29 protein-coding genes are annotated in these 22,149 nt (G+C 68.8%); 4 read left to right on the top strand and 25 right to left on the bottom strand.

The genetic code is table 11. The annotated features are described in order from the left end of the window. Positions 1 to 85 precede the first annotated feature (85 nt). On the bottom strand, positions 86 to 1,858 hold the full coding sequence (locus tag ACFVQ0_RS36525) for a tyrosine-type recombinase/integrase (protein ID WP_390093503.1): 1,773 nt from the start codon (positions 1,856 to 1,858) through the stop codon (positions 86 to 88). Beyond that, positions 1,855 to 2,583 (bottom strand): helix-turn-helix transcriptional regulator, encoded by a 729-nt coding sequence (locus tag ACFVQ0_RS36520; RefSeq protein WP_390093502.1) that lies wholly within the window; start codon positions 2,581 to 2,583, stop codon positions 1,855 to 1,857. Before ACFVQ0_RS36520 ends, ACFVQ0_RS36525 begins: the two co-directional genes overlap by 4 nt. Positions 2,584 to 2,673: 90 nt before the next feature. Here ACFVQ0_RS36520 and ACFVQ0_RS36515 point away from each other — a divergent pair, with 90 nt between their 5' ends. Next, positions 2,674 to 2,901: an integrase gene (locus tag ACFVQ0_RS36515; RefSeq protein WP_390093501.1), complete on the top strand. Its 228-nt coding sequence runs from the start codon at positions 2,674 to 2,676 to the stop codon at positions 2,899 to 2,901. 62 nt (positions 2,902 to 2,963) lie between these two features. On the opposite strand, the gene ACFVQ0_RS36510 is transcribed toward ACFVQ0_RS36515, so the two are convergent. The 5 genes from ACFVQ0_RS36510 to ACFVQ0_RS36490 all read right to left on the bottom strand — a co-directional run bounded on the left by ACFVQ0_RS36510 (position 2,964) and on the right by ACFVQ0_RS36490 (position 6,425). After that, a complete protein-coding gene (locus ACFVQ0_RS36510) occupies positions 2,964 to 3,407 on the bottom strand; it encodes a hypothetical protein (RefSeq protein WP_390093500.1) in 444 nt (147 codons plus the stop codon). Positions 3,408 to 3,421: 14 nt separating this feature from the next. Continuing rightward, positions 3,422 to 4,222: an aminoglycoside phosphotransferase gene (locus ACFVQ0_RS36505; protein ID WP_390093506.1), complete on the bottom strand. Its 801-nt coding sequence runs from the start codon at positions 4,220 to 4,222 to the stop codon at positions 3,422 to 3,424. A gap of 89 nt (positions 4,223 to 4,311) precedes the next feature. Then, complete coding sequence (locus tag ACFVQ0_RS36500) at positions 4,312 to 4,500, bottom strand: hypothetical protein (RefSeq protein ID WP_390093499.1); 189 nt, start codon at positions 4,498 to 4,500, stop codon at positions 4,312 to 4,314. A gap of 13 nt (positions 4,501 to 4,513) precedes the next feature. Next, positions 4,514 to 5,635, bottom strand: coding sequence for a radical SAM protein (locus ACFVQ0_RS36495; RefSeq protein WP_390093498.1), 1,122 nt, complete (start codon positions 5,633 to 5,635; stop codon positions 4,514 to 4,516). Further along, a complete protein-coding gene (locus ACFVQ0_RS36490; RefSeq protein ID WP_390093497.1) occupies positions 5,598 to 6,425 on the bottom strand; it encodes a hypothetical protein in 828 nt (275 codons plus the stop codon). The genes ACFVQ0_RS36495 and ACFVQ0_RS36490 overlap by 38 nt, the downstream gene beginning before the upstream one ends. 38 nt (positions 6,426 to 6,463) lie before the next feature. Between ACFVQ0_RS36490 and ACFVQ0_RS36485 the strand changes: the two genes are divergently transcribed. Then, the gene (locus ACFVQ0_RS36485) at positions 6,464 to 6,721 is read left to right on the top strand and encodes a hypothetical protein (RefSeq protein ID WP_390093496.1); all 258 of its coding nucleotides are present in this window, start codon (positions 6,464 to 6,466) and stop codon (positions 6,719 to 6,721) included. 452 nt (positions 6,722 to 7,173) lie between these two features. On the opposite strand, the gene ACFVQ0_RS36480 is transcribed toward ACFVQ0_RS36485, so the two are convergent. Together ACFVQ0_RS36480 and ACFVQ0_RS36475 are read right to left on the bottom strand one after the other, a co-directional pair. Continuing rightward, a complete protein-coding gene (locus ACFVQ0_RS36480; RefSeq protein WP_390093495.1) occupies positions 7,174 to 7,380 on the bottom strand; it encodes a DUF397 domain-containing protein in 207 nt (68 codons plus the stop codon). Positions 7,381 to 7,391: 11 nt separating this feature from the next. Then, on the bottom strand, positions 7,392 to 8,246 hold the full coding sequence (locus ACFVQ0_RS36475) for a helix-turn-helix domain-containing protein (RefSeq protein WP_390093494.1): 855 nt from the start codon (positions 8,244 to 8,246) through the stop codon (positions 7,392 to 7,394). 249 nt (positions 8,247 to 8,495) lie between these two features. Between ACFVQ0_RS36475 and ACFVQ0_RS36470 the strand changes: the two genes are divergently transcribed. Both ACFVQ0_RS36470 and ACFVQ0_RS36465 read left to right on the top strand, forming a co-directional pair. Then, the gene (locus ACFVQ0_RS36470) at positions 8,496 to 8,939 is read left to right on the top strand and encodes an ATP-binding protein (RefSeq protein WP_390093493.1); all 444 of its coding nucleotides are present in this window, start codon (positions 8,496 to 8,498) and stop codon (positions 8,937 to 8,939) included. Continuing rightward, positions 8,936 to 9,136 carry a hypothetical protein gene (locus ACFVQ0_RS36465; RefSeq protein WP_390093492.1) on the top strand — a complete coding sequence of 67 codons (201 nt, stop codon included), beginning with the start codon at positions 8,936 to 8,938 and terminating at the stop codon, positions 9,134 to 9,136. The genes ACFVQ0_RS36470 and ACFVQ0_RS36465 overlap by 4 nt, the downstream gene beginning before the upstream one ends. A 447-nt stretch (positions 9,137 to 9,583) precedes the next feature. Here the strand turns inward: ACFVQ0_RS36465 and ACFVQ0_RS36460 are convergent, their stop codons facing one another. The 16 genes from ACFVQ0_RS36460 to ACFVQ0_RS36385 form a co-directional block, all read right to left on the bottom strand. Further along, positions 9,584 to 9,922, bottom strand: coding sequence for a hypothetical protein (locus ACFVQ0_RS36460; RefSeq protein WP_390093491.1), 339 nt, complete (start codon positions 9,920 to 9,922; stop codon positions 9,584 to 9,586). Then, on the bottom strand, positions 9,919 to 10,182 hold the full coding sequence (locus ACFVQ0_RS36455) for a hypothetical protein (protein WP_390093490.1): 264 nt from the start codon (positions 10,180 to 10,182) through the stop codon (positions 9,919 to 9,921). The genes ACFVQ0_RS36460 and ACFVQ0_RS36455 overlap by 4 nt, the downstream gene beginning before the upstream one ends. A 65-nt stretch (positions 10,183 to 10,247) precedes the next feature. After that, on the bottom strand, positions 10,248 to 11,135 hold the full coding sequence (locus ACFVQ0_RS36450; protein ID WP_390093489.1) for a peptidoglycan-binding protein: 888 nt from the start codon (positions 11,133 to 11,135) through the stop codon (positions 10,248 to 10,250). Positions 11,136 to 11,201: 66 nt separating this feature from the next. After that, positions 11,202 to 13,064: a hypothetical protein gene (locus ACFVQ0_RS36445; protein ID WP_390093488.1), complete on the bottom strand. Its 1,863-nt coding sequence runs from the start codon at positions 13,062 to 13,064 to the stop codon at positions 11,202 to 11,204. A gap of 36 nt (positions 13,065 to 13,100) precedes the next feature. Beyond that, positions 13,101 to 13,952, bottom strand: coding sequence for a hypothetical protein (locus ACFVQ0_RS36440; RefSeq protein ID WP_390093487.1), 852 nt, complete (start codon positions 13,950 to 13,952; stop codon positions 13,101 to 13,103). Continuing rightward, positions 13,952 to 15,043 (bottom strand): hypothetical protein, encoded by a 1,092-nt coding sequence (locus ACFVQ0_RS36435; RefSeq protein WP_390093505.1) that lies wholly within the window; start codon positions 15,041 to 15,043, stop codon positions 13,952 to 13,954. The genes ACFVQ0_RS36440 and ACFVQ0_RS36435 overlap by 1 nt, the downstream gene beginning before the upstream one ends. Before the next feature lie 28 nt (positions 15,044 to 15,071). Then, the gene (locus ACFVQ0_RS36430) at positions 15,072 to 16,055 is read right to left on the bottom strand and encodes a hypothetical protein (protein WP_390093486.1); all 984 of its coding nucleotides are present in this window, start codon (positions 16,053 to 16,055) and stop codon (positions 15,072 to 15,074) included. Positions 16,056 to 16,070: 15 nt separating this feature from the next. Then, entirely contained in the window at positions 16,071 to 16,976 is a 906-nt protein-coding gene (locus tag ACFVQ0_RS36425; protein ID WP_390093485.1) for a phage distal tail protein, read from the bottom strand. A gap of 3 nt (positions 16,977 to 16,979) precedes the next feature. Then, positions 16,980 to 19,385, bottom strand: coding sequence for a phage tail tape measure protein (locus tag ACFVQ0_RS36420; RefSeq protein ID WP_390093504.1), 2,406 nt, complete (start codon positions 19,383 to 19,385; stop codon positions 16,980 to 16,982). Positions 19,386 to 19,400: 15 nt separating this feature from the next. Further along, on the bottom strand, positions 19,401 to 19,625 hold the full coding sequence (locus ACFVQ0_RS36415; RefSeq protein ID WP_359350472.1) for a hypothetical protein: 225 nt from the start codon (positions 19,623 to 19,625) through the stop codon (positions 19,401 to 19,403). Continuing rightward, complete coding sequence (locus ACFVQ0_RS36410) at positions 19,622 to 20,104, bottom strand: hypothetical protein (protein WP_390093484.1); 483 nt, start codon at positions 20,102 to 20,104, stop codon at positions 19,622 to 19,624. Before ACFVQ0_RS36410 ends, ACFVQ0_RS36415 begins: the two co-directional genes overlap by 4 nt. Further along, entirely contained in the window at positions 20,104 to 20,646 is a 543-nt protein-coding gene (locus tag ACFVQ0_RS36405) for a phage tail tube protein (RefSeq protein WP_390093483.1), read from the bottom strand. The genes ACFVQ0_RS36410 and ACFVQ0_RS36405 overlap by 1 nt, the downstream gene beginning before the upstream one ends. Before the next feature lie 12 nt (positions 20,647 to 20,658). Continuing rightward, positions 20,659 to 21,093 carry a minor capsid protein gene (locus ACFVQ0_RS36400; RefSeq protein WP_390093482.1) on the bottom strand — a complete coding sequence of 145 codons (435 nt, stop codon included), beginning with the start codon at positions 21,091 to 21,093 and terminating at the stop codon, positions 20,659 to 20,661. Further along, positions 21,090 to 21,440, bottom strand: a complete 351-nt coding sequence (locus ACFVQ0_RS36395; protein ID WP_390093481.1) for a hypothetical protein — start codon at positions 21,438 to 21,440, stop codon at positions 21,090 to 21,092. Before ACFVQ0_RS36395 ends, ACFVQ0_RS36400 begins: the two co-directional genes overlap by 4 nt. Further along, positions 21,437 to 21,757: a hypothetical protein gene (locus tag ACFVQ0_RS36390; RefSeq protein WP_390093480.1), complete on the bottom strand. Its 321-nt coding sequence runs from the start codon at positions 21,755 to 21,757 to the stop codon at positions 21,437 to 21,439. Before ACFVQ0_RS36390 ends, ACFVQ0_RS36395 begins: the two co-directional genes overlap by 4 nt. Continuing rightward, complete coding sequence (locus ACFVQ0_RS36385) at positions 21,751 to 22,149, bottom strand: hypothetical protein (protein WP_390093479.1); 399 nt, start codon at positions 22,147 to 22,149, stop codon at positions 21,751 to 21,753. The genes ACFVQ0_RS36390 and ACFVQ0_RS36385 overlap by 7 nt, the downstream gene beginning before the upstream one ends.

Below are 22,149 nucleotides of genomic sequence, written 5' to 3'. Positions count from 1 at the left end.
CTCGTAATGCGTAGGTCTCGGGTTCGAATCCCGAAGGCGGCTCAGTGAAAGTCCAGGTCACATAGCCCGTGACCTGGGCTTTTTCTTATGCCGGGACGCGGCGGGGGCGGAACGCGATGATCTTCGCATCCTCGTGTGTGGCCGGTGTGTGGCCATCCTGATTTGCTGCCCCCTCGGCCGGCTGGTCGACCACACGGGCGAGCGCCAACTGCGCGAGCTCCTCGACGCTGCGGCCGTCCTGCTTGGCAGAGGCGAGGATCTGCGCGACGAGGTGATCGAGGGCGAGCTGCGCGGCCTGCTCGATACGCGGGTCGGCGGTCGCCTCGGCCGCGGCGGGTTCCGGCTCGGGGCTGCGCGGCGTGCGGCGCGGCACGATGGCGGCCGTCGCCTCGGCGGCGTCGCGAGCAGCCTTCGGCATGACCGACTGGTAAATGTCCCGCGTGATCCGGCTCTCACTGTGGCCGAGGGTCTCGGACACGATCTTGATGTCGACGCCGGCGGCGAGCATGAGCGAAGCGGCGACGTGACGCAGATCGTGCAGCCGGATCGGGGGGAGCCCTGAGACCTCGACGAGCCGCTCGAAATAGTCGGTCAGCCACCCCGGGTGGATGAACGATCCGCCGGGCATGGTGAACAGGCGCCCGGAGTCGACCCACGCCTCGCCGAACGTGAGGCGCTCGGCCTCTTGGCGGGCGCCCTGGTCGTCGAGTATCTCGTCGGTGTACTCGTCGAGGTCGATCACGCGCTCGCCGCTGTCCGTCTTCGGTGCGTTCTCTACGACCTCCCAACCGTCCTGTACGAGCTGCGTCGCGACGGTGAGCGTCCCCGCCGCGCGGGCGCGGTCGGTACGGCGCAGTCCGCACGCCTCACCGCGGCGCAGTCCCCGGAAGGTGATCAGGTGGAAGAGCCCGTACAGGCGCTCGCCCGTGTCGGCGAGGAAGTCGAGGAACTGCCCTGCCTGCTCCGGGGTCCACACCATGACCGGCGACGGCTTGATGCCGGTCCGCAGCCATTCGGCGATGCGCTCCTCGGTCCACACGAGCGCTTTCGGCCGCTTGTGTGCTTCGAGCTCGACGTGCGCGGCGGCGTTGAAGATGATCAGTCCGCGTGCGATGGCGACGTTCAGTGCGGCGCGTAGCGTCGCCTTGATGTGGTGCTGCGTCGCAACGTTGGTGACCCGTCGGAACGGCGGCATCGCGGCGATGGTCTCTTTCATCGCCTTACGGCGACGGCGGTTTTCAAGTCCCTTCCAGGGAATGAGCTTGAGTTCGTCGACGGCGGTACGGCGCAGAATGTTCGCGTCGTTGATCTCGATGTTCGTCTCGGCGATGCCGGCGAACATCTCGTCGAGGTGGGCCACGGTGAGCCGGTCGAGGCGGATGTGCCCGATCCGCGGTATGAGGTGCACGCGCAGATCGGTGTCGTACCGGTTCTTGCCGCTCGTGCGCAGCCCCTTCTTTCCGTCGAGCCACAGTTCGAGCCATTCGCCGACGGTCATGTGCTGGGAGAGCGATTGGCCGGTCGCGAACTTGCGGCGAGTCTCGTCGTACTCGGGGATGGGGTCTTTGCTCGCCCCGACCGTTTCGAGCATGTCGGCGAGGCGCGCTCGCCCCTCGACGTCGTGCTCGTCGGCGATGTTGAGCAGCGCGCGCAGCTTGTCGATGTCGGTCTGCGCGGCGGTTTTGGTCTTGTAGCCGCTGCGGCGGAAGCGGCGGCGGGTGCCGTCCTTCCGGAGGGGCAGTTCCTGCACGAGGCTGAACAGCCCATGATTGCGCTGACTCAGCTTGGTGCACGAGCTGTTGAGTTGTCTTCCCTCGTCGTCGCGGCAGCCGCAACGCTTGGTGATCGTGCCGTTCACTCAGTTTCCTTCGGTTCGATGATGGAGGGGTCGGGCAGCATGTCGAGCCCCTTCATGTCCTCGATCAAGTCGGGTCGCAGGGGCGGGATGCGGAGGCCCGCGCGCGCCATGTCTTCGATGTGGTAGGCGAGTTCTTCGAGGCGGTGCGTGTAGTCGGTCCATGCGTCGGTGCGGCCCTTCTTGTCGCCTCTGCGCTTGTCGGATGCTTCGGCCCGTAGGTACGCCTTGTGGACTGCCTGACGGCGCCGTTCGAACTCGGGGTACAGGGAGGCCGGATAGGCGCTCTCGGCCCATGCTGCGGACCATTTCGGGCCGTCCTCGCCGATGGGGTGCGTCTCGGGTACGTACCGGCCGTCGATGGGTCCGCCGAGCGTTGGTGTCTCTTCGCCGGTCCACCACTGCCACACGGTGTGGGGGTCGCGGGGGTCGCGGCCCGGGACGGTGGGCACCTGCTGCTCGCTGCCGAGGGGGAGCGCGAGCAGCAGCGGGGGGACGGCGAGGGCGAGGCCGAGCGCGAGCAGCTCGTCGACGCTCACCTCGCGGCGGCGGCTCCCGTCGGGTTTCCGTCGGCCCGTTTCGATGCTGACGATCGCGGCGTACGTGAGGCCGGTCGCGCCGAGGCGTTCGCACTCGGCGGCGAGCTGCTCGCGGGTCATGCCGCGTCGGGCGCGGTGGCGGCGCAGTTGCGCGGCGATGGTGTCGCTTGCCGTGAGGTGATTGTGCATACAGCACAGTGAAGTATGCGTGTTGCACAATGTCAACTACGTTCGCTACCGTGCCGATCACGAACAAGGGGGTACACCTTGAGTGAAGGAATGACCCACGATGAGCTAATGGCGCTCCCGGTGACTGTGACCCTGGAGACCGCCAACCGAGCTCTGATGATCGGCAGGACAACCGGGTACAGCCTCGCAAAGCGCGGCCAGTACCCCGTTCCCCTTCTTCCTGGCAGGCGCGGCTATGTGGTGTCGCGGTACCACCTGCACCAGTACCTCGGCGCCGCGGCCGGGCAGGACGTGCAAACCGCCGCGGCGGCCGGGTAGCAACTCCGACGTGGCTCCGCCCGCCGGGCCCACGGGCGCCGACGGGCGGAGTGCTGCGGGGCCTACTGCTTGTGCAGCAGCTCGGCGAGTTCGGGAATCTGCTCCGCCGGGAAGTGGAGCAGTGCCGAGTCGTCGAACCCGTCGGGTTCGAGCGGGACGTTCATACGCCAGGCTCCGGGGCGCCAACGGTGGCGCACACGCTCGCCGAACACCGACGTCTCGGCCAGCATCGCAACGAAGCGCATCGCGTCGGGAATCGGCAGTTTCAGCAGCGCCCACCCACGGTGGTAGTCGATGAAAGCGTCGCCCCCGTACCCGAGCGGGGCGTCGCGCTTGTCGCGCACGCCGGCGGTCGCCTCGCCTACGTCTTGGCAGCAGCCGCTCGTCGAGTAACCGAGGCGCCACAGATCGCGGACGATCGGGGTCATCGCCTCGTCGACCTGAACGGACAGGCCCTGCGACGTCGTGAGTGTCTCGAACGGGTGAATCGGCGGGTCGGTCGGCATCGTGTGTCCTCGGTTCAGGGGCGGCGGTACTTGGCCCATCGGGTCGCGGCCTCGGCGAGCGACTGTTTCCAACCGGTCTCGGGGTTGTCCGCAGCGATGCCAGTCCAGAGCCGTTGCTGCGCCGCGGCGAACACGTCGAGGGCGCGCGTCGGGGCGGTGGACCATGCCGGTGTCTTGGCTGCCCAGAGCTCGGCCTCGTCCGGCGTGTGCCCGGCGGAGATGAGCCAGACCACCCAACAGGCGGCATCGATCCATGCAGCGCCGCGGGTCGGCCATGCCCAATCAACGACGCGGGCGGCGTTGTCGACGATCAGGACGTTGTCGGGTGTCCAGTCGGTGTGCAGGACCGTGTCGCCGCGCAGCAGTGCGGCGTCGTCGGGGTTGTCGACGTAGTCGGCGAACCGCTGCTCGATCTGTTTCAGCTCGACGTCGGCAGGGGCACGGACGCCGGCAAGCGTGATGATCGCCTCGGCGACGAGGGGCAGATCGTCGGAGCCCGGGGCGTAGTCGGCGGGGCGGCCGTCGAGGTGCTCGAACCCGAGCAGGTGCCACTCGTCATCCGTGATGGACCACAGCAGCCGCGGGGCGAGGGGTGCCACGTACGGGTTGATCGTGGCCTCGCGCTGCTGTGTCCACACGCGAGGGTGGTCCAGGCGCAGCCCCTTGACGAAGATGCGGCGGGCGCCCGTGTCGAGGGTGGCAGCGAGCTCGCTGTTCATCCCCTTGTCGGTACTGGTGGTCGCGTAGATAGGGCCCGTGCGGGCGGCGACGGCGTCGCGGGTGGCGGGCGGAAGGTCTTCCCAATGCATTCTCATGGTCACCACGGCGGGAGTGTAGGGCTCGGCGATGGGCGAGACCGCCCGCGCGGGGGCGGGCGGTCTCCGTGTCACATGCGCGGGCCGGCCTAGTACGGGTTGTCGTTGCCGCAGCCGCGCATCACCTCGTTGCCGGCGAGGCTGTCGAGGTCGTCGACGAGCTCGATCTCGTCGACGACCGCGGGGCCGGTGGTGATGTTGACGGGCACGAGCTTGCTCGCGACAGGGGCGGGCGCGGTCGCGACGGGGGCGGGCGCGGTCACTACGGGCGTTGCCATGGCGTTCTCCTTCTCATGCGTGCTGGCAGTACCGGTCCAGGGATGAGCCGGCCTTGCGGTAGAGCGTCACGAGCGGCATACAGGTGGTGCACGCCTTTTGGAGGCTGCACCCGCTGCACCCGCTGTGACGCTGTAGCGCTCGGTCGGAGATGTCCCCGAGCCGGGCAAGACCCGCGACCCCCTCTTTCAGGAGTGGAATCGGATGGTCGCGGGAGACTTTGCAGACGGTCGCCAGACCGAAGGGGTTCACGTTCAAGGACGTGTGGCCGGCGTCGCATCCGGTGAAGGGAGTGCGGTTGTGCAGGTACTCGGGCGCCTGCTGCGCGAGGGGCTCGGCGTCGCCGTTGAACGTCGGCGACATGTGCGTGTACTCGCGGACACGCGTCGCGAACTGCTCGGCCAGGGCGCGCATTGCGGGCGCCTCGTGCGCGTTCCTCTCGGTAATGACCACGCTCAGAGACAGGGGCAGCTCGGCCTCGCGCGCTGCGGCGAGTCCGCGCATGAACTTCTTGAACGCTCCGCGCCGGTTCGTGAACCGGTCGAACGTCTCCTCGGTCGCCCCGTAGACGCTGAGGGTTACCCGGTACGGCCGACGGGAGGTGAGCAGGTCGAGCATGTGCGGGCGGTAGAGCGTCGACCCGTTGGTGAGGATCTCCACCATCATGCCGAGGTCGTAGGCGAGCGCGTACGTCTCGGGAAAGTGGGGGTCGATGGTCGCCTCGCCGCCCCCGAGCTCAATCCAGAGAACGCCGGCGTCGCGGAGGGTGTGAAGGAGTCGGGCGCGCGCCGGCCATGCGAGGCCCTCGTGCCGCTTGGCTCCGTAAACGCAGTGATCGCACGCCCAGTTGCACCCGTTGTTGACCTCGTACGAGGCGCGACCGTGGCCGTACGGCGACGGCTCCCGTATCAGGATCGCCTCGCCTGTCGCCCGGTCGCCGAGCTCCATCCCCCAGCGCCGACGAGCTGCGCTGCGCATCCACGTGGGAAGGGGAGCATCCGTTGACGCGCGCTGCCGAAGCTCCAAGTAGTGATGTCCCTGGATCTTCACGCCGCTCGGGTCACCGGGGCGTAAGACGAGGTACTTGTCGAGAAACGGGCTAACGATCAGATCGTGCGTGAGACTTGGCGCGAGCATGATTCCCCCATGTCAGCGTGAATACGGTCAGGGTGTGTAGCGCGACTCGATCGGCCGCGCAGCAGCGCCAAAGCTCGGCCAACTCGCGGTCAGAACTTGGCAGTTGTAGCGATGGGGCGGCCTTGCGTGCCCATGTGCGCACGGCGAGGTCGCCGTGCGGGTAGACCGCATGATCGCCGGTGAAGTCGGCGGCGGCTGCTGCTGCCGTCCATGGCCCGACGCTGCGGACGCGGGCAAGCTCTTGCACGAGGCTGTCGGCGTCGAGGTCCCGCCATGCGTCGCCGCGGTCGAGGTACGCCTCGGCAGCATGGCGCAGCGCGTCGCGGCTGAACGCAGCGCCGACCGCCCCGAACGCTCCGTCGGACAGTGCGAGCACGGTGTCGGGTCGGGGGATCACGGAGAGGGGGCCGAGGGCGGTGTCTACGGTCTGTCCGTACGCGGAGCAGAACGACCGGTACACCTGCCTATCCTGTCCCGCGCGCACCACCTGACGCAGCAGCGCGGTTGCCACGGCATCCCAGAGTGACGGATTCGTGAGCCGCTGGACCGTGCCGAGTCGCGCCAACTCGTCGACGAGTGGCTGTACTTCCGGGTGTGAGGGAAGGTTGATCGCCGACGCGTAGGCCACGGGCGGCGCTTTGGCGTCGGTCGAATTCACCGGGCGCAGCACGAGTGACTCGTCGGTCCAGTGCGCCGACCAAAGGGTGCCGGCGTACTCGACGGCGCGCACTGCGCCGCCCTCGGTTGTCTCGTGCCAACCGGGATGTTCGGTGTTCATGGTGGCGCTCATGCGTTCAATTCCGCTCGGGGGGAAGGCAGTGGGGGGATATGAGCGCAGGCAGCGCCTATGAGCGAGAGGTAATTCACCGGCCGTACGGACCATTCAAGGTTCACTCCGGATTGAGTGATGAGAGTAAAGCCGCACGCTTCACCACGATGAAGCGCGGCAATCGCCTGAATGCAGCCTCGATCTGCCCACTCAAGGGAACGAAAGATTTCAGCCGGATTGATGCTCGCCACATGCAGGGTGCGAACCTGAATGCGGATAGCCCGCACTGCTGCTTGAGCGCTTTCGTGCATTCGTAGCTCGCGAGGCTGCGGGAGCACGCCGCGGCCAAGCTCAACCGATAGGGCCTCGAACCAGAATCCGCGCTCGACCACGCCAGGAGTAACGTCCGCCTGCTCGGGCAAGGTTGCCCCGTGCGTGCTACGTGAGGGGCGCGGTGTAACCATGTGAGGCCCTCCTGAGATGGCGGCATGGTTGCCCCTTGCCGACCGTTGTGTGACGAGCAGCAGGCAAGGGGCAACCCTCGGGGGTCCTCCCAACGGCCCTATGGCCCAGGGGGGATGTAGCAGGTACGGGCACGGTCCTGCCGGGAATCAGCCCACATCTGCAACAGGGTGCGACCGTAGCGCCACGCTACGGCAACGGGCAAGGGTGCCCCGGGGCATACATGCGAGATGGCATATGCAAAAACCCCCCGCCCAGGTCAGGCGGGGGGCACACTTGCGTCGCACCGGGAGTGCGGCGCGGTCGTTCAGTTGACGAAGTGGTCGAACTCGCCGGCCTTCACCCCCAGGATGAAGGCGGCCAGCTTCTCGCGCGACGTAGTGATCACGCTGTTGGGGTCGTCGCTCTCACGCATCACGATCGCGTCTGCGTCGCCGAGTCCGACCTCGACGCAGTTCTCGCCTCCGCCCCCGGAAAACGATGACTTCTGCCAGTTGATAGGCGATGAGCTCATGCCCTTGGTTCTCACATTTCTCGTGCGATGTGGTGGATAAGCTGCCGCGACTCGTCCGGGTCGAGGGATGCGTGCTCGGCAATTTCGAGCAGCGTTCTGTATTTCTTGAGATCGGCCTCTGCGTCGAGGAAGCGTCCGCCGAAAGCTGCGTCAATCTGCACGGTGTCGAGTTGCGGCACTACACCATGCGCATACAGAACTGGTTGTGTTACCTCGATGAAGTCCTCGCTTGTGAACGGGATGACTCGCACGGTAACGGGTGCCAGATGGGAAACTTCCATCAGGTATTCGAGCTGTTCCCGGGCGACCTTGCGCCCGCCGAACCGCATCCGCAGTGCTGCCTCGTGAATGATGGCCTCGAACTGGGGAGGGGTGTCGCGCTCAAAGATGCCAATGCGCTTGCGGCGGTGCTCGACTCGGGCCTCGACCTCGTCCGGCGGGAGCTTGGGCATGACCCCCTCGAACAGGGCGCGTGCGTAGTTCTCGGTCTGGAACAGGCCGGGCAGCGTGACCGACTGCATCGAGCGAAGTGCGGTTGCGTGCAGCTCTAGCTCGGCAATGTCGAGGAACCCCGGGGCAAGGATGCCCCGATAGTCGTCAAACCAGTGCTGCCCGCGGTGCTCCGCGGCGATGTCGCACAGGGCCGCGATCAGGGGTTCGTCGTCGCAGTTGTAGAAGGTAGCCAGTCGGCGAATGCGTTCTTCGCTTACGCCGATGCGCCCCGCTTCCATGTGGCTGATCTTGGCTTGGTCTGTGGACAGCAGGCCGGCCGATTCGCGCGCAGTCTTCCCCGCGCGTTCGCGCAGTTTCCGCAGCTCCGCGCCCAATCGAGCCTGCCGTGCGGTCGGGTTGTCCCTCGGCGGCATGTGTCCCTTCCCCTTGTCTCCCTTGAGTTTGCCGGTAACGGCGTCATGGGTCCACCCGCTGAGCCTAGACCTGCGGGCACCCTTGCCCCGGGGCATACATGCCCCCTATGGTCCTGACAGCACCGCGCAGCACGCCGGGAAGACCCGAAGTGCAGTCATTCGCGCGCCACTTGATGGCGCCCCGGGGGATGGCCACGCCACGGACGGCAGTGCAGGAGCGGCGCTCAGGTCACGTTGGGAGACATAGACATGAGCACGTCAGAAATGCCAGCCAGGAAGTTAGCAACCCGATTCGTAGTGCCGAACTCGGCTCTAGCACCCAAGATCATGCGGGATCTTGTCGCGGCGCTTCTCATCGCGACTGGTCACCCCTTGCTCGTTGAGGCCGCACGACTCTGCGTGAGCGAAGTAATCACGAACGTGCACCTCCATACCCGAACGACCCTCGTCTACCTCGATGTTCACATGCAGGCCGGATGCGTCAACGTGTCGGTTTGGGATGAGGCGTGGATGCAACGCCCGACACCCGCTCGGCACGACGACTACAGCGACGACGAGCGCGGGCGCGGACTGCTGCTCGTGCAACGCCTCACGTCACAGTGGGGCGTCACATGGCCGGCCGAATCCGGGGCTGCCCGCAAGCGTGTGTGGTTCGTTCTCGACGAGTCGGAGCAGTACGGGGCAGCCGCATGACGGGCGCCCAGACGACCGACGAGGCCCCTGTCTACGTCGGGCACGGGCACGGGCACGGCGTGCGCCTGCACTTCCGCGGGGCGTCGGGGTTCGAGGAACTGTCCGAGCCGCGCGCCCGACGGCTCGCCTTCGACCTTGCCGAACATCTCGGCTTGAAAATCTACGATCCGGCGCTGCTCGCGGAGGTGGCTGAGTGATGGACGGAACAGACCGCGCTGCCCTCGGGTTCGTGATCATCTGCGTGTCGGTGGTCATGCTCGCCCTACTCGTTATGTGGGCACTGCTGCCGAGCCCGCACCGCGCGGAAACGGCCCTGCCCCTCGACCGAGAGGGCTACTCGTACCGCTGCTACTGCTGGCGTGACCCCGTGACGGTCACGATCCGCACCGAACAGGGACGCCGTCGCCATGCACGCGATGATCGCGCGACCTTACGCGACCGCATCCGCTCTTTGTCGTCTCCCAACGTGGGGGCGGAGTGCGGACCAGGGGCGCATCCCGAACCGGTGGCCGCATAGGTCCCCCGTCCGGTGAAGCCCCGAGGGTGCCCTCGACGACTCCCCTCGTCGAGGGCACCCTCGCGTGCCCCCAACGACAAAGGCGCCCCCGCCACCGGCACAAGGCCGGTAGCGGGGGCGCAGTGCGTCAGGGGGCGTCGTCGGTGAGTTGGCGGGTGCGCTCGTCGACACGGTCGACGGCGTCGCGCAGGGATGAGCCGCTGTTGGGGTGCAGCTCGTGCTCGACGCGGGCGAGACGCTCCTCGATCGCGCCGAGTCGGCTCATGACGCCGGGGCGGCCGGGAACACCCGGGCGTGCGCCGGTTCCCTGCCAGTCGTCGACGAAGTCCTCGACCTTCCCGCCGATCCGGCGGAACGACCGGGTCGCCCGCCACACGAGGGCGAGAGCGGCCGAGATCGCGACGGCGGCGCCGCACCAGAGCACAAGGGCGTCGACGGTGTCGACGCCGGTCGTCGCAGCGGTCACTCGGTCCGGTCATCCTTCCGGTACAGGGCGCGCAGCTCGTCGTCGGTGTTCGGCTCGGCGCGCAGCCAAGAGGGCAGCAGGCCCTCGACGACGGGCAGCGCCATCACGCGTGTGAGTCCGCCGGCGACGGCGAGGGCGACACCTACGCCGGCCGCGGTCTGCGGGATACCGGCGGCGTCGATGATCAGGGGGAGTCCAGCGGCGAGGCCGAGCACGGTCTGCACAACGGTGCGGACGGTCCGGCGGGCAGCGTCAGTCATGGGCGATTCCTCTTTGTGAGTAGGGGAGTTGAGCGCGCCCGCCCCCGCGGGGGCGGGCGGTGACGTCAGACCTTGGGGACCTTGAGCGCGGCCCACGAGGCGGCGCCCGGCCACCCGTCGGCGTCGTCGCCCCGGTAGCCGAGGCGGCGCTGCCATCGGGCATAGCTCTGCCGGTCCGACTCGGTCCACTGGGGGCCGGGGCCCTCGCGGTAGGCGCCGCAGCCAACGGCGACCAGGCGGCGCCCCATGGCCGTGACGATTGCCGAGCGGGGGTTCTTCTTGAACCACGCGACGCCCGGGAACGGCTCGTACCGCGGGGCGGGGCTTGGGGTCGGCTTGTCGGGCTTGGCGCCGAGGCGGCGCGCGATCCGGGCGCGCATGTCGGTCATGGAGAAGCCGCGCGGGTCGCTCTTCCAGTCGCTCCATTCCTTGTGGCCGATGGTGGACGCAGCCGACCAGCCGTACGCGCGGCAGATCGCCGCCGAGACACGCTCGATCGCGTCGAGCTGCGCGCTCGGCCACGGGTCGGAACCGTCGCCGAGGTTCACGCACTCGAACCCGTAGAACGCCGAGTTTCCGTCGACGGCGCCCGGTGATCCCTCGTGCTTGTTCGTGGCAGGCAGGGGCCGCTCGGCAGTGACTGCGGAGAGCACGCGGGGGTCGCCGCCCCCGGCATGGTTCGCGCGGCCGGCCGAGATCAGGTAGACCGTGCCATCCTTCGCGATCACGCCGTGACAGAGCGGGCCGGGCAGTGCGGCGTAACCGTCGTAGCAGAGCCGCACTGACGAGTCGGTGCCCGAGCTCACGGTGTGGTGGATCATCACGCCGTGGATCGGGCCAAAGCTGCCCTTGTGGTTGCGGTTGTGCGTGCGCCACGAGCCGTGCTCGACGACGCGCACGCCTTCGGCCCGGAGGATCGCGACGAGGCGATCGGGGCTGAATGGGGTTGCCAAGGTGTCTCCAGACATGAAGAAAGCCCCGGCCAGAGGCACGGGGCGAGAGATTGAGCGGGCGGCGGACTACGCGAGCGCGGCCCAGAAACGGTTACTGCCGTTCTCCATCGAGGCGAGGGCGATCGAGGCCGGGGCAGTCGCGGCGCCGGTCGCGTACGAGCCGAACCGACGGGCGTTGTTGAGGCCGAACACGTTGGGCGGGGAACCGAAACTCGACTCGGCGACGAGCATCATCGGGCCGTCGCCGGCGGTGGTGTTGTACTGGAATCGCCACGCGATGAAGTACAGGCCCGCGGGGGCGGCGTAAGCGGCAGTCAGCGGAACCGAGACGGTCGCACCGCCGGCGTTGTGGACCTCGGCAGGCTCGGCGGCGGCGGTCGACAGATCGGCGGTCTGTGCCACGCGTGTACCGGTCGAGCCGTAGAGCGCGGCCCATGATCCCGTTGCGAGTCCGCCGGCGTATCCGCCGAAGTGCCACACGATCTTTGTCACGGAAACCGGGGCCCGGAGCTGGACGGCGGTTACGCGGATCGGTCCCGACCCGGGGTAGAGCGGGGCCGAGTGCCCGAGGGCGGGATCGAATGCCCACGCGAGCAGTCCGAGATCGGCCGGACGCCACTCGCCCCCGCCGAGCGCGTCAACGTAGCTCTTGCGGGCGAGGTGGTTGTCGGCGGTCGGGGCCGCGCTCGACGAGGGCACGCTGCTGAACGTCTTGGCGCCCGCGATCGTCTGCGTTCCGGTGAGCAGGACCGCGGTACCGGCTGCCTCGGCCGGTGCAAGGGTCACGCGGGTACCGTCCCCCTGCACGACCTTGAAGACGCCGCCCTCGCTGTAGGCGAGCGCGGCGCCGGCGTCGGCCGCGGGCGGGGGCGTGTTCTTGAGCGCGGTCGCCCCCGCAACGGACAGCTTGGCGCCCGGTGAAAGGGCATTGGTGCCGATGCCGAGGTTTCCGGTCGCGCGCTGCCCGTACAGGACCGCTGATTTCCACGCCCCGGTGTCGCTCCAGTTGGTGAGCTCGAAGTTCGAACCGGCGTCGCCGCCGGCCTCAGCCGCGTTGTCGACTTGGTAAACCCACCTGTTCACACCAGCCGTGGTGAACGACAAGCCGCGGTAGTCGAGGGTCGCCGCGTCGAGAGTCAGGTTCCCGCCCCCGACGAAACCGGAGTCGGGAAGCGCCCCGACGTCGGCCGCGGCGAGCACTACCGCGCCGGTCTTCCCGTTGACCGAGGCGACGGCGCCGCCACCTCCGCCGGCCGGAAGCTGCCCGGCAGGCACCTTCCCGTCGGTTCCGAGTGTGGCGACTCCTCCCGCGGTACCGGCGGCGCTGTTCGGAATCGCGCCGACGTCCGCCGCGGCGAGGACGATTGCCGCTGCGCTCTTGCCGTTAACGGACTGCACGACGCCCGGGGCGCCGTCCTTACCGGGGGCGCCCTGGTCGCCGCGGGCGCCGGGTGCGCCGGTTGCGCCCGTGGCCCCGGTCGCGCCCGTGGCGCCGGTAGCTCCACGCGGGCCGACGAGGCTTGCGAGCCACTGCACAGGGGTGCCGGTGTACCCCTCGGCGACGGCGACCTCGTACGCCGAGTCGCCCTTGACTCCCACATAGTTGGGTTTCGAGGGGTCCGTCGGCGCGATGTCGGCGAGGTCGACGAGAGGGTGCAACTTCGGTAGGACGATGTTGTACGTACGGCCGGCAGGGATGCCGGAAAGCTGCTCGGCAACGATGTACGCCCAGCCGGACGGGTCCATGTTGGGTGCGTCGGTTGCGGGCAGCGTGACCTCGATCTGTCCCTGCGCGTCGAGCGGAGCGACGACCGGGCCGCCGAGGATCACGTCGGACTCGGGGAAGACGAGTTGTGAGGGTGCGCGGAAGGTGACGTTGCCCGACAGGGGGCGCCCGGACGGGTCGAGGAACCGACCGCGCAAGGTCACTGCGGGGATGTTCTCGGGCAGCAGGGGGCTACCTCCTCAGTCTGTGATGGTGTGCAGCCCCGGCTCGTCGGCCTCGGGTTTTACGTCGCTCGGGAATGGCGGCGCGGTCGGACTGGCGAACGGCGTCGCCTCGGCCGCGGCAGGAGCCGGCGGCGGGTCGGGGTTCTCGCCCTCGACTTGGGTGTTCCGGGTGTAGGCACGGAAAATCCGAGTCTCAACCGGGCTGCCGTTGGTCTTGGCCCGGTGCTCGATGATCCAGTGCACCGCTTCGAGGAAGCCGACGTTGTGCAGTGGCTGAACGATCGTCTTGTTGGTCCACGTGTTCGCGGGGATGTCGTACTCGGCGACCTCGACCTCGGCGCCGCGCGGCGGGGTCATGCGGATACGGACCTGTCCGCCCCCGGTACCGGCGATGGTCGACAGATTCAGGTAGGCGACGGCGTTGTGCGCGGGTCCGCCACCGACCCACGCGGCTTGGTAGGTGGTCAGCGTCGTGCCCTGCTGCATGGTGGGGAACAGGGAAATCGGCATCCAGGGGCGGCCGAGGAACTCGCGGGAGTAGTAGTCATCCATCACGAGCGCGTCGCCTGCTCGGGAGAACAGGCGGACCATGTTGGAGCCCTCGCCGCTGCCACCGACGTTGAACGCGAGCGTCCCGTCGGAGCGCTGGACAACCACCCCGTAAGTGCCGTCCCACAGCTTGCCGACGCCGAAAATTCCGGTCCCGTCCGGGGCGCGCACTTCCAGTGATCCGCCCTCGCCGATCTGGACGCGTCCGGCGTTGATCTCGTCGAGGGCCGGCCGGATGCTGGCACGGCCGATGATGGTCCGAACCTCGCGCTCCAGGGCGCGAATCCGGTCGAGCAGGTCGAGGGGTACGGCGGCCACTAGGCGCCCTCCAGGAAGAGTTTCGCGGTCTCGGGTTGGCCGCGCAGGGGCGGGGAGATCGCGAGCCCCACGACGCGGTACCGCTCGTCGAGGCCCTCGGCGAACCAGTCGTCGCGGATACGAACCCTGATGTCCGCGCCGAGCAGCGCGGGCGAGAGCTGGACGCGGTCGAGGGCGACTGTGATCTCGGGAATGGTGCGCGGGCGACGAGCGGCGGCGAGGTCTGCGCGCGCGTGCGCGTCGAGGGTGGCCTGCTCGCTCACGGTCGAGTAATCGGCCGTGCCGTCGAGGCGCGGCCATCCGGCGGCGATGTCGGCGGACTCGACGAGTACCTCGGACATCAGGGGCAGCGACTCGGCAGTCTGGTTCCGGTTGTCCGTGGCGCCGCGCGTCTGCCACGCGTTCGCCTGCACGGTGGCGTCGATCGGCCACCCGTAGGACATGACCGGCCCGGGGCGGTCGAGCACGATCTCGGTCGTACCGGCCCGGATGACCGGTGAACCGAGCTGCAACCGTTTGATGCGCCGACCGCTCCCCGGATCGCGGAAGCTCATGATCCGCCACTCGAAACCGTCCTCGACGGCGCCGAGCTCGTCGAGCAGCTCGCGTATCCGCGGCTGGTCGTATCGGCGGTACGTCCGGTCGCGCACGATGCCCGACACTTCCGTGCCGAACTCGATTCCGATGTCGCCGCCGTCCACAGCCTGTGCGTAAGTGAGCAGGCCCCGGGCGATGTCGAACTGATCAACTCCGGTTGCCTGTTGGGTGGCGAATACGACTCGGTGATCGAGGTAGCTCGCCCAACCGCCGGCCCCGATCTGGAGACCCAGGAACCCTCGCTCGTTGCTCGTGATGTTCGCCGTCCAGACGACGCCGCCCCACCAGATTTCGGGGCCTCGCTCGATCCACAGAGCCGTACGGCCCGGTTCGACCGCGGCGCGCGCCCGCTGCGCGAGCTGCCGATTCGGGAGCGGCACGGTCACGTTGGCCGAGCCGGTCTTGCCGATGTAGTCGTCGAGGCTCACGTCGGTAAGCGGCAGCGCGTCGAGGACTTGATCGGATCGCAGGTCGCACAGAAGCGCGCGGTACATGGGGGCGGGCACGGTTCACCCCCTGCGGTCATGCGTCGAGCGGGTACTGCACTCCGGTGAGCGAGGCCCATGTCGTGAGTCCGGCGGAGGCGATCAGGCGCAGCAGTCCGCCGGTCTGAAAGTCGGCCTTGATGTCGACGCCGCCGGCGGCGATCGGGACCGAGACGAGGCGGGCGGGACGGAACGCCGCGGGAACGGCTGCGGTCAGCGGGTAGGCACTGTTGGGCGGGGTGCCGCTCGTCGTCCAGGAGACGCCGCCGCGCCACTGCATGTGCGGCACCCCGGCAATGGTGATCTTCCGGTACCTGACGTTCCCCTGAGCGTTTCCGTTGTTCGTGTAGCCGCTCGCCAGGCTTACGGCCGTCCAGTCGACGGACGGTTCGAGGGGCTGCCATCCGGCGCCGTCCCAGCGGTCAAGGCCGGCGCCGTTGTCGCGGTACTGGCCCGGGTAGGCGCCCGCGAACGACAGTCCCCACCCGCGGGGGATGATGCCGCCGTACGAGGCGGTGTACCGGCGGCGGTCGGCAAGCGCGCTCGACCACGTGATGCCACCCGTACCAGCCGAGGCGCCCGCGGGAACGGTGATGTCCCACAGGCGGAGCGTTGCCGGGGGAAGGTTCGGCGGGGCGGGGGTGGCCTGTGCCGGACCCTGGACGATTTCGACGGCGACCGCGGTGCGCTCCTCGACGTCGTACAAGCCGTCGTAGACCTTGAGCACGACCGAGTCGATTCGCGTGTACTGAGCGTTCCCGTCGGTGATGGTGAGGGTCTCGGGGCTCGTCACCGCGACCGGATAGGCGCCCTGCGCGGCTGTGCCCTGCACGAGGGCGCGGCCGGTACTGATCTGTACCTGCATGGTTCCGGCGCCCGTTGCGGCGAGCGCGTCGCCGCCGGCGATCACGCCGTCGCGGGACGTCATGGCGGTTTCGGGTGCCATGGTGCCGAGCGGCACGAGGCGGGTGTCTTCGCGGGTCTGCCCGGTGGGCAGCAGCCAACCGGCGCGCACGGTCACGTCGGGGGTTCCTCCTTACCAGTAGGCGGAGCGCCACCGGAGCGAGCAGGCGGCGCCGGGGTCGTTCGATCCCGGGGCCGCGCGGAACGTCAGCGAGGCCGAGCCGGGGGCGAGCGTGAATGTGTTCTCGGGGACCGAGCGGGCGGTCGCGGTGTAGAGGCGACTCGCGGTGCGGTTGAGCGTCACGGTTCCGTTGTCCGTGTCGACGAGCAGCTCGTCGTCGGCGGCGAGGGTGATGTCGTACTCAAGAACGGCGCCGGTCGTGATGTTGGTGACCGAGGGCAGGGCCACGGGGCCGCGGAAGCGCACGAGGGGGTGCGCGGCGGCGTCGCCGTCGTTGGTCGCGGTGACCGTGCCGGTGCTGCCCGGCTCGCCGAAGTCGAGCGGGTAGGTCAGCGACTCGGGGCCCGGGTCGAGGTGCCAGTCGAGGCCCGGTTCGGCCATGGGCAGGCGTGTCTCGACCTGCTGCTCGACGAGCTCGTACCGGCGAGGGTCGCTCGCTTCGAACTGGAGCGCCGCCCCCTGTACGACGCCGACCGCGTACCCGCCGGCGGCGACCGGGATCGCACGGCGGATACAGCGGGCGAAGCACAGCAGCGGCGGCGAGTCGTCGAGGCGGATCACGAGCGGCACCTCGTCGTCGCGCAACGCCGTCGCCGAGGACAACCGCCGTACTGTCGCGCCCATTTGGCGGGGCTCGGTACGGATCACGACCCCGTCGAGGGTGATCGTCCGGGGCTGCGCGAGCAGGCGCCCGGGATAGGCGCCGTGCGCTGCGGCCCGGTTGACCGTGCCCGAGTCGGTGCCCGGGGAGTCCTCCCACCCGGTGACGGACTTCCACCCGTAGGGGGTGAACGGGCCGAGCAGCAGTCCGTCGTACTCGACGTGTCCGGGGAGGGTGACGAGATCACCCGCGGCCATCCGTCACCCCCTCTGCTTGGCGTGCCATGCGAGGGCGACCGCGGTCTGCTCTGCGGACGCGTCGCCGGAATGCCAGTTCTCGATATGCACGGCCGGCCCCCAACTTCCCCCGCCGAAACCGGCGTTGGCTGTAGCAGGGGTTCCGGCGCTGAACTGCGGGGCGGCGGGAACCGACACAAGGTTGCGCATCGTGCGGTCGACCGCGGGGGCGCCCGCCTTGATTCCCTCGACGATTCCGGCCGGAATGAACTTGCCGATTCGGTCACGCATAAGACGCGAGGGCGACTTGATGCCGAGCGCCTTAGCAATTGGCCCCGGAATCAGGTCCTTTGCCCATGACATCAGGGTCGACTTAAGCCAAGATCCCATGGCCTTGATGCCACTCCAGAGACCCCGGATCAAGTCCTTTCCCTTGTCGTACAGCATCGTTCCGAATTTGCCGAAGTACCCGCCGATCTTGCCGGGCAGGCCACGCACGAACGCGAGCATCTCGCCCGCCTTGCGCGCCGTTCCTGTCTTGATGGAATCCCAGTGCTTGATAATCAGGCCGACGAGCGTCCAGTTCAGGAAGAAGTCGACGACCTTGCGGGGGATGGCCTTGACGAAGTCAACAACGGCATTCCAGACGCGCGCCGTTCCGGACTTGATCGCGTCCCAATGCTTGATGATGATTCCGACGAGGGTGAAATTCAGAAAGAGATTGAGCAGGAACTGCCCGATTCCCTTGATCTTGTTCCAGACCCATTCCCACGCGGTTTTCGTGGCCGAAACGATCGTGTCCCAGTTGGCGACGACCAGGGCGACGATGCCGACAACGGCGGCGATCACGAGGGCGATCGGCCCCATGGCGAGCAGCCAGGCAGCAGCCATGCGGGCGCCCTGAATCAGGGACTGCGTCCCCATGAGGACCCATGCTGCGACCACGCGTACCGCAGCAGCCGCGGCGCCCGCACCCTGCGCGATCCATCCGGCGAGGACTATGGCGTTCGAGGCGATGAACCGCGCTGCGCCGGTCACTGCGGCGGCGCTCTGTGTCGCCCAACTCGTGACCGTTGCCGTCGCGGTCGTCGTCGCCTGTACGGCGAGACCGACGAGCGCCGGCAGCATCACAAGCGTGATCACGCCGGCGGCGATCGTGAGCGCCGTCGAGTGCTCGCCGAGGAACGCACCCGCGGTGAGGAACGCCGAGCCGAACTTTCCGGCGTACTCGATACCGGTCGCCAGTGCCGGAACCACATAGGTTCCGAGCACACCGACAACCTTCTGCATCGCGCCGCGCTTGAACGCCTCCCATTTGGTGGCGGCGTTGTCGCGCATCGCGTCGCCCGCGGCGTCGGTGGCGCCCTTGACATCGCCCAGCGCCTTAACGGCGGTCGCGGGATTGAGCTTGAACAATGCGCCTTGCAAGTCCTCGGCTTTGGTGCCGAAAAGCGCGACGGCAGTCGCATTGCGTTTGGCCGGATCTTCAATTGCCTTGATGCGTTGCAGAACATCGCCGAGTGCCTTACTCGCCTCGGGTCCGCCCTTGGTGAAAACCTTCGCCATCGTGTCGGCGTTAAGGCCAATGTCCTTGAACGCGCCGACACTTGTGGTCGACATGTCTTTCGACCGGATCGCGAATTCCTTAAGGGCATCGGCGACTGTGTCGGCATCGCGCGCACCGCCCTTAAGGCCCTGCTGCATAAGGCCCATCGCGGTAGACGCGTCGAGCCCGAGATCACGAAACTGAGTGCTGTACTCCGAGAAAGTGTCGAGCAGATCCTCGGCGCTGTTGACACCGTTCTGCGTCCCCTTGATGAGGACGTTCATTGCCTCTTCGGCGTTCTTGGCGACGCCGGTTTTCAGCATCGTGCCGACCGCGCGAGAGACGGCGGACACGTCCTCGCCCATGACCGAGGCCGTGTCGGCGACCTGCGTCGCCATGGTCTTGATCTGCCCCTGCGTCGCCTCGGGCGGCAACAGGCCCTGTTGCGCGATGCCCTTGATGACCTCGGCGCCGTCGCCGACCGAGTCGACGATCGCGCCCGAGTAGAGATCGCCGGCGACTTTGCCGTACTTCTTGGCGACGGGCCCGGTCGTACCGAGCTGCGCCTGCAACTGCCCCGGGATTTTGGACTGTTCGAGCGCCTCGCCGACCCCCGCCATCAGGGCGGCGCCGATTCCGGCGCCGATCGCCGCGGCGGCGAACCCCTTCAAGGCAGTGCCCATGCCGCGCGCGGCCTGGTCGCCGCCCGCGGTGGCGCCGTCGGCGAGGCCGTCGCCGAGCTGGTCGCCTGCCTGCTGCCCGGTCCGGTCGGCGGCGGCGGCGATGCGGTCGCCCCCGCTGCGCACCGCGGCCTCGGCGCTGCGCATCCCCTGCGCAGCGCCGGAATCGTCGATGACGACGGTTGCGGCGAGCTCGCCGACCATAAGCGCCACGGCTCATCACCTCCGGGCGGTCGTGCCTCCCGGTGGTGCGGGGGCGTCGGGCGGAGGGAGGAGCACGCGCGCGAGGCGGGACTCGGCGGAGAGCAGTCCGAGCACGCGCAGTCGCAGCCATCGCCAGGAGCGGGAGCGGAGCAGGCCCGGGGCGCCGACGTCGACGCCGTAGATTTCGTGCAGATCAGCCTCGACGAGCGGCCACTCGGCGAGGATCTGCGGCCACGTCACTTGCGCCGCTTGTTCGCCTTTCCGCGGGGCGGTGCCGGGCGGGTACTCGTACCACTCGTAGAGCCCCGAGACGGGGTCGAGCTCGCCGCATCCGACCGGTTGCGTCGAGCTGCCCGGTTCGGGGCCAGCCGAGAAGGGTCGCCGGCCGCGTTCCAGAAGCGTTCTGCGGCGCTCTTGTCCTGCGCGATCCACACCATGGCGGTCAACGCGGAGTGCTTGAGCGCCGGCCACGGCACGGCGTCGGCGACCATCTGCTCGTGAGCGTCGCCGAGTACCTCGCGATAGAGGTCGCGCTCGGCAGCATCGCCGAGCACCTGCTCGTCGACGCGTCCGCCGTCCGCGGCCACCGCGGCGGCGTTGATCAGAGCCTGAGTGCGCAGACCGATCTCGGCCGAGGGCGCCGGAACCTTGTAGGTGCGCCCGCCGATGGGCAGTTCGAGCGACTCGTCGAGCAGCTCGTCGAGCGCCTCGAACGCCACTACGCCTCACCCCCCGACGTCTTCAGGGACTTGGACTCGGCGGCGAACGTGCCGCCCCCGGCCGCGGGGTTGGTGATCTCGACGAGCGGCCCGGAACCGGTAAGCGTGACCTTGATGGTGTCGACCTCGTCAGGGCCCCCGCCGTCGGGCTCCCACGTGACCAGAGCCGTGCCCTGCTGCGCGTCCGCGGCGCCGTTGCGGTCGTAGTAGCGGACACGCACATACGAGGCGGCGCCGAACGACTGGCTCGCCTTGCGCAGGAACTCTTGGGCGGCGTTGAACGCCCCGGTCGTCGGGTGCGCCCGGTGCGCGAGGGTGGCCTCGACGGACCACGCGAGCATGGTCACAGCCTGCTCGGACCATCCCTCGGCGTCGTACGTGGTGACGTCCTGCTGCGTCGGTTCGATCTTCGGTGTGAACTCGGTGATGCCCGGTACGAGACTCCACGTCGGAGTACCGGGGGTCGTACCCGTATCCAGCTCAAGCCGGTACCGGCGCGCGAGCGCGGTTACCGTCTCGGCCGGAGGCGTCGGCGTACTCAAGTAGGCGCCTCCTTACTCAAGGTGCGGGGCCGCAACGCGATGCGCGCGGACGTAGAAATTGCTGGTCCGCTCCCAGCGGCCGGCCGAGTCGGCGCCCATCGGGGCGGCCGAGACGCGAAAGACGAGCTGCACCAGCGCGGCCCCGAATCGGTAGGGGCCAGAGCCGTGCAACGCCTCGTGCACTGCGTCGTCGAGGGCGTCGACCTCGCGCGGATCACTGCTCGCGCGGGTGCGCACCTGTACGCCGGTCGTCGTGTCCGTGAGCACCGGAGAGTCGGTCACCGGATACGCCGACAGGCAGATACAGCGGTCAGGGGAGGGGGGAAGGACGGAAACGGTGATCGCGGTCTCGCTCGCGGCGTACACGCCGTCGGGCCTGTAGATGCCGAGGCCCTGCTCGGCCAGAACGCGGGCAAGGCCGTCGACCAGGGCGACGGTGTAGGTCATCCGCGCAGCGCCCGCCGGATCTGCGCGGCGATCAGCGCCTGCACCTCGGACGCGGTCTCGGGCAGCACGCTTTCGAGGTACTTCGCGCTGCGCCCCGGCGAGTGCCGGGCGGTCATGTCCTCATGGACACGCGTCGCATACGGGGTGTCGTAGGAAACGGCGGCCGTCAGGGTCTGCTCGTCAACCGACGTGCTGCCCGACCGTTCGAGGGTGCCCTCGTTGATCGGCACCCGTTGGCGGCTCGCTCCGAGTACGTGCTCGGCGCCGAGCAGCGCGCCGCGGGCAGCAGCCTGCCGCAGTTCCGCGGAGACGCGCGCCCCGTTCCAGCGCACACGGGCACGGCTCATTCACACATCACCTCGCAGCAGGCAGGGACCGGCAGGCCCGGGGCGGTGTGGTGCGCGACAGAGAGCACGGTCGTGATGCGCCCGGTCGGCAGAGTGAGGCGGGAGCCGGCGGGACAGTCGAGCCCCGGCTCGGCGATGACCTGCGCGGTAGACGTGACTTCGCGCCCGTCGGCCGCGCGCACCATGCGCACGGACTCGGCGACGAGCGCGGGAACGTCGGCGACCGCGGGCCCGTACTGCGGGCCGTATGCCGAATCGCCGAGGTAGGGCTCGACGGTGATCCGGTGCCGCAGCAGGAAGAGAGGCAGGCTCACCATGCGACCACCCGCCCCGGGGTGAGCCCTGCACGGCGCAGTGCGCGGTCGGCGCGCGGAGCGAGCTCGACACCGGTCGTGGCCGCGGGGGCGCTCTTGCGCCCGGACAGGCTTACCGGACCGATCGAGACGGAGTCCCATACGCCGCCGGCGCCGGTCCCGTCATCGCCGGTCGCGATCCAGTGCTCGACCTGCGCGCAGACGGCATCGGCGAGCGCAGCAGCGATCGGCGGGTCGGTGGGGTCGCCGTCCTCGTCGACGCGATAGACGGCAGTCAGCAGCGCACTGTCGATGTCCTCGCCCGCGCGGGCGAGCAGCCGCTCGGCGTCGGCCGGGGCAGGCTTGCCGAGCCATATGGCGAGCTGCTCGGGGGTGGCGTACGGCTGCCGCGCCAC

The organism is Streptomyces sp. NPDC057900 (genome assembly GCF_042887885.1).
GTDB lineage: Bacteria > Actinomycetota > Actinomycetes > Streptomycetales > Streptomycetaceae > Streptomyces.
Note: the sequence above shows the minus strand (reverse complement) of the source record. Positions and strands in the feature narration are given on the sequence as shown.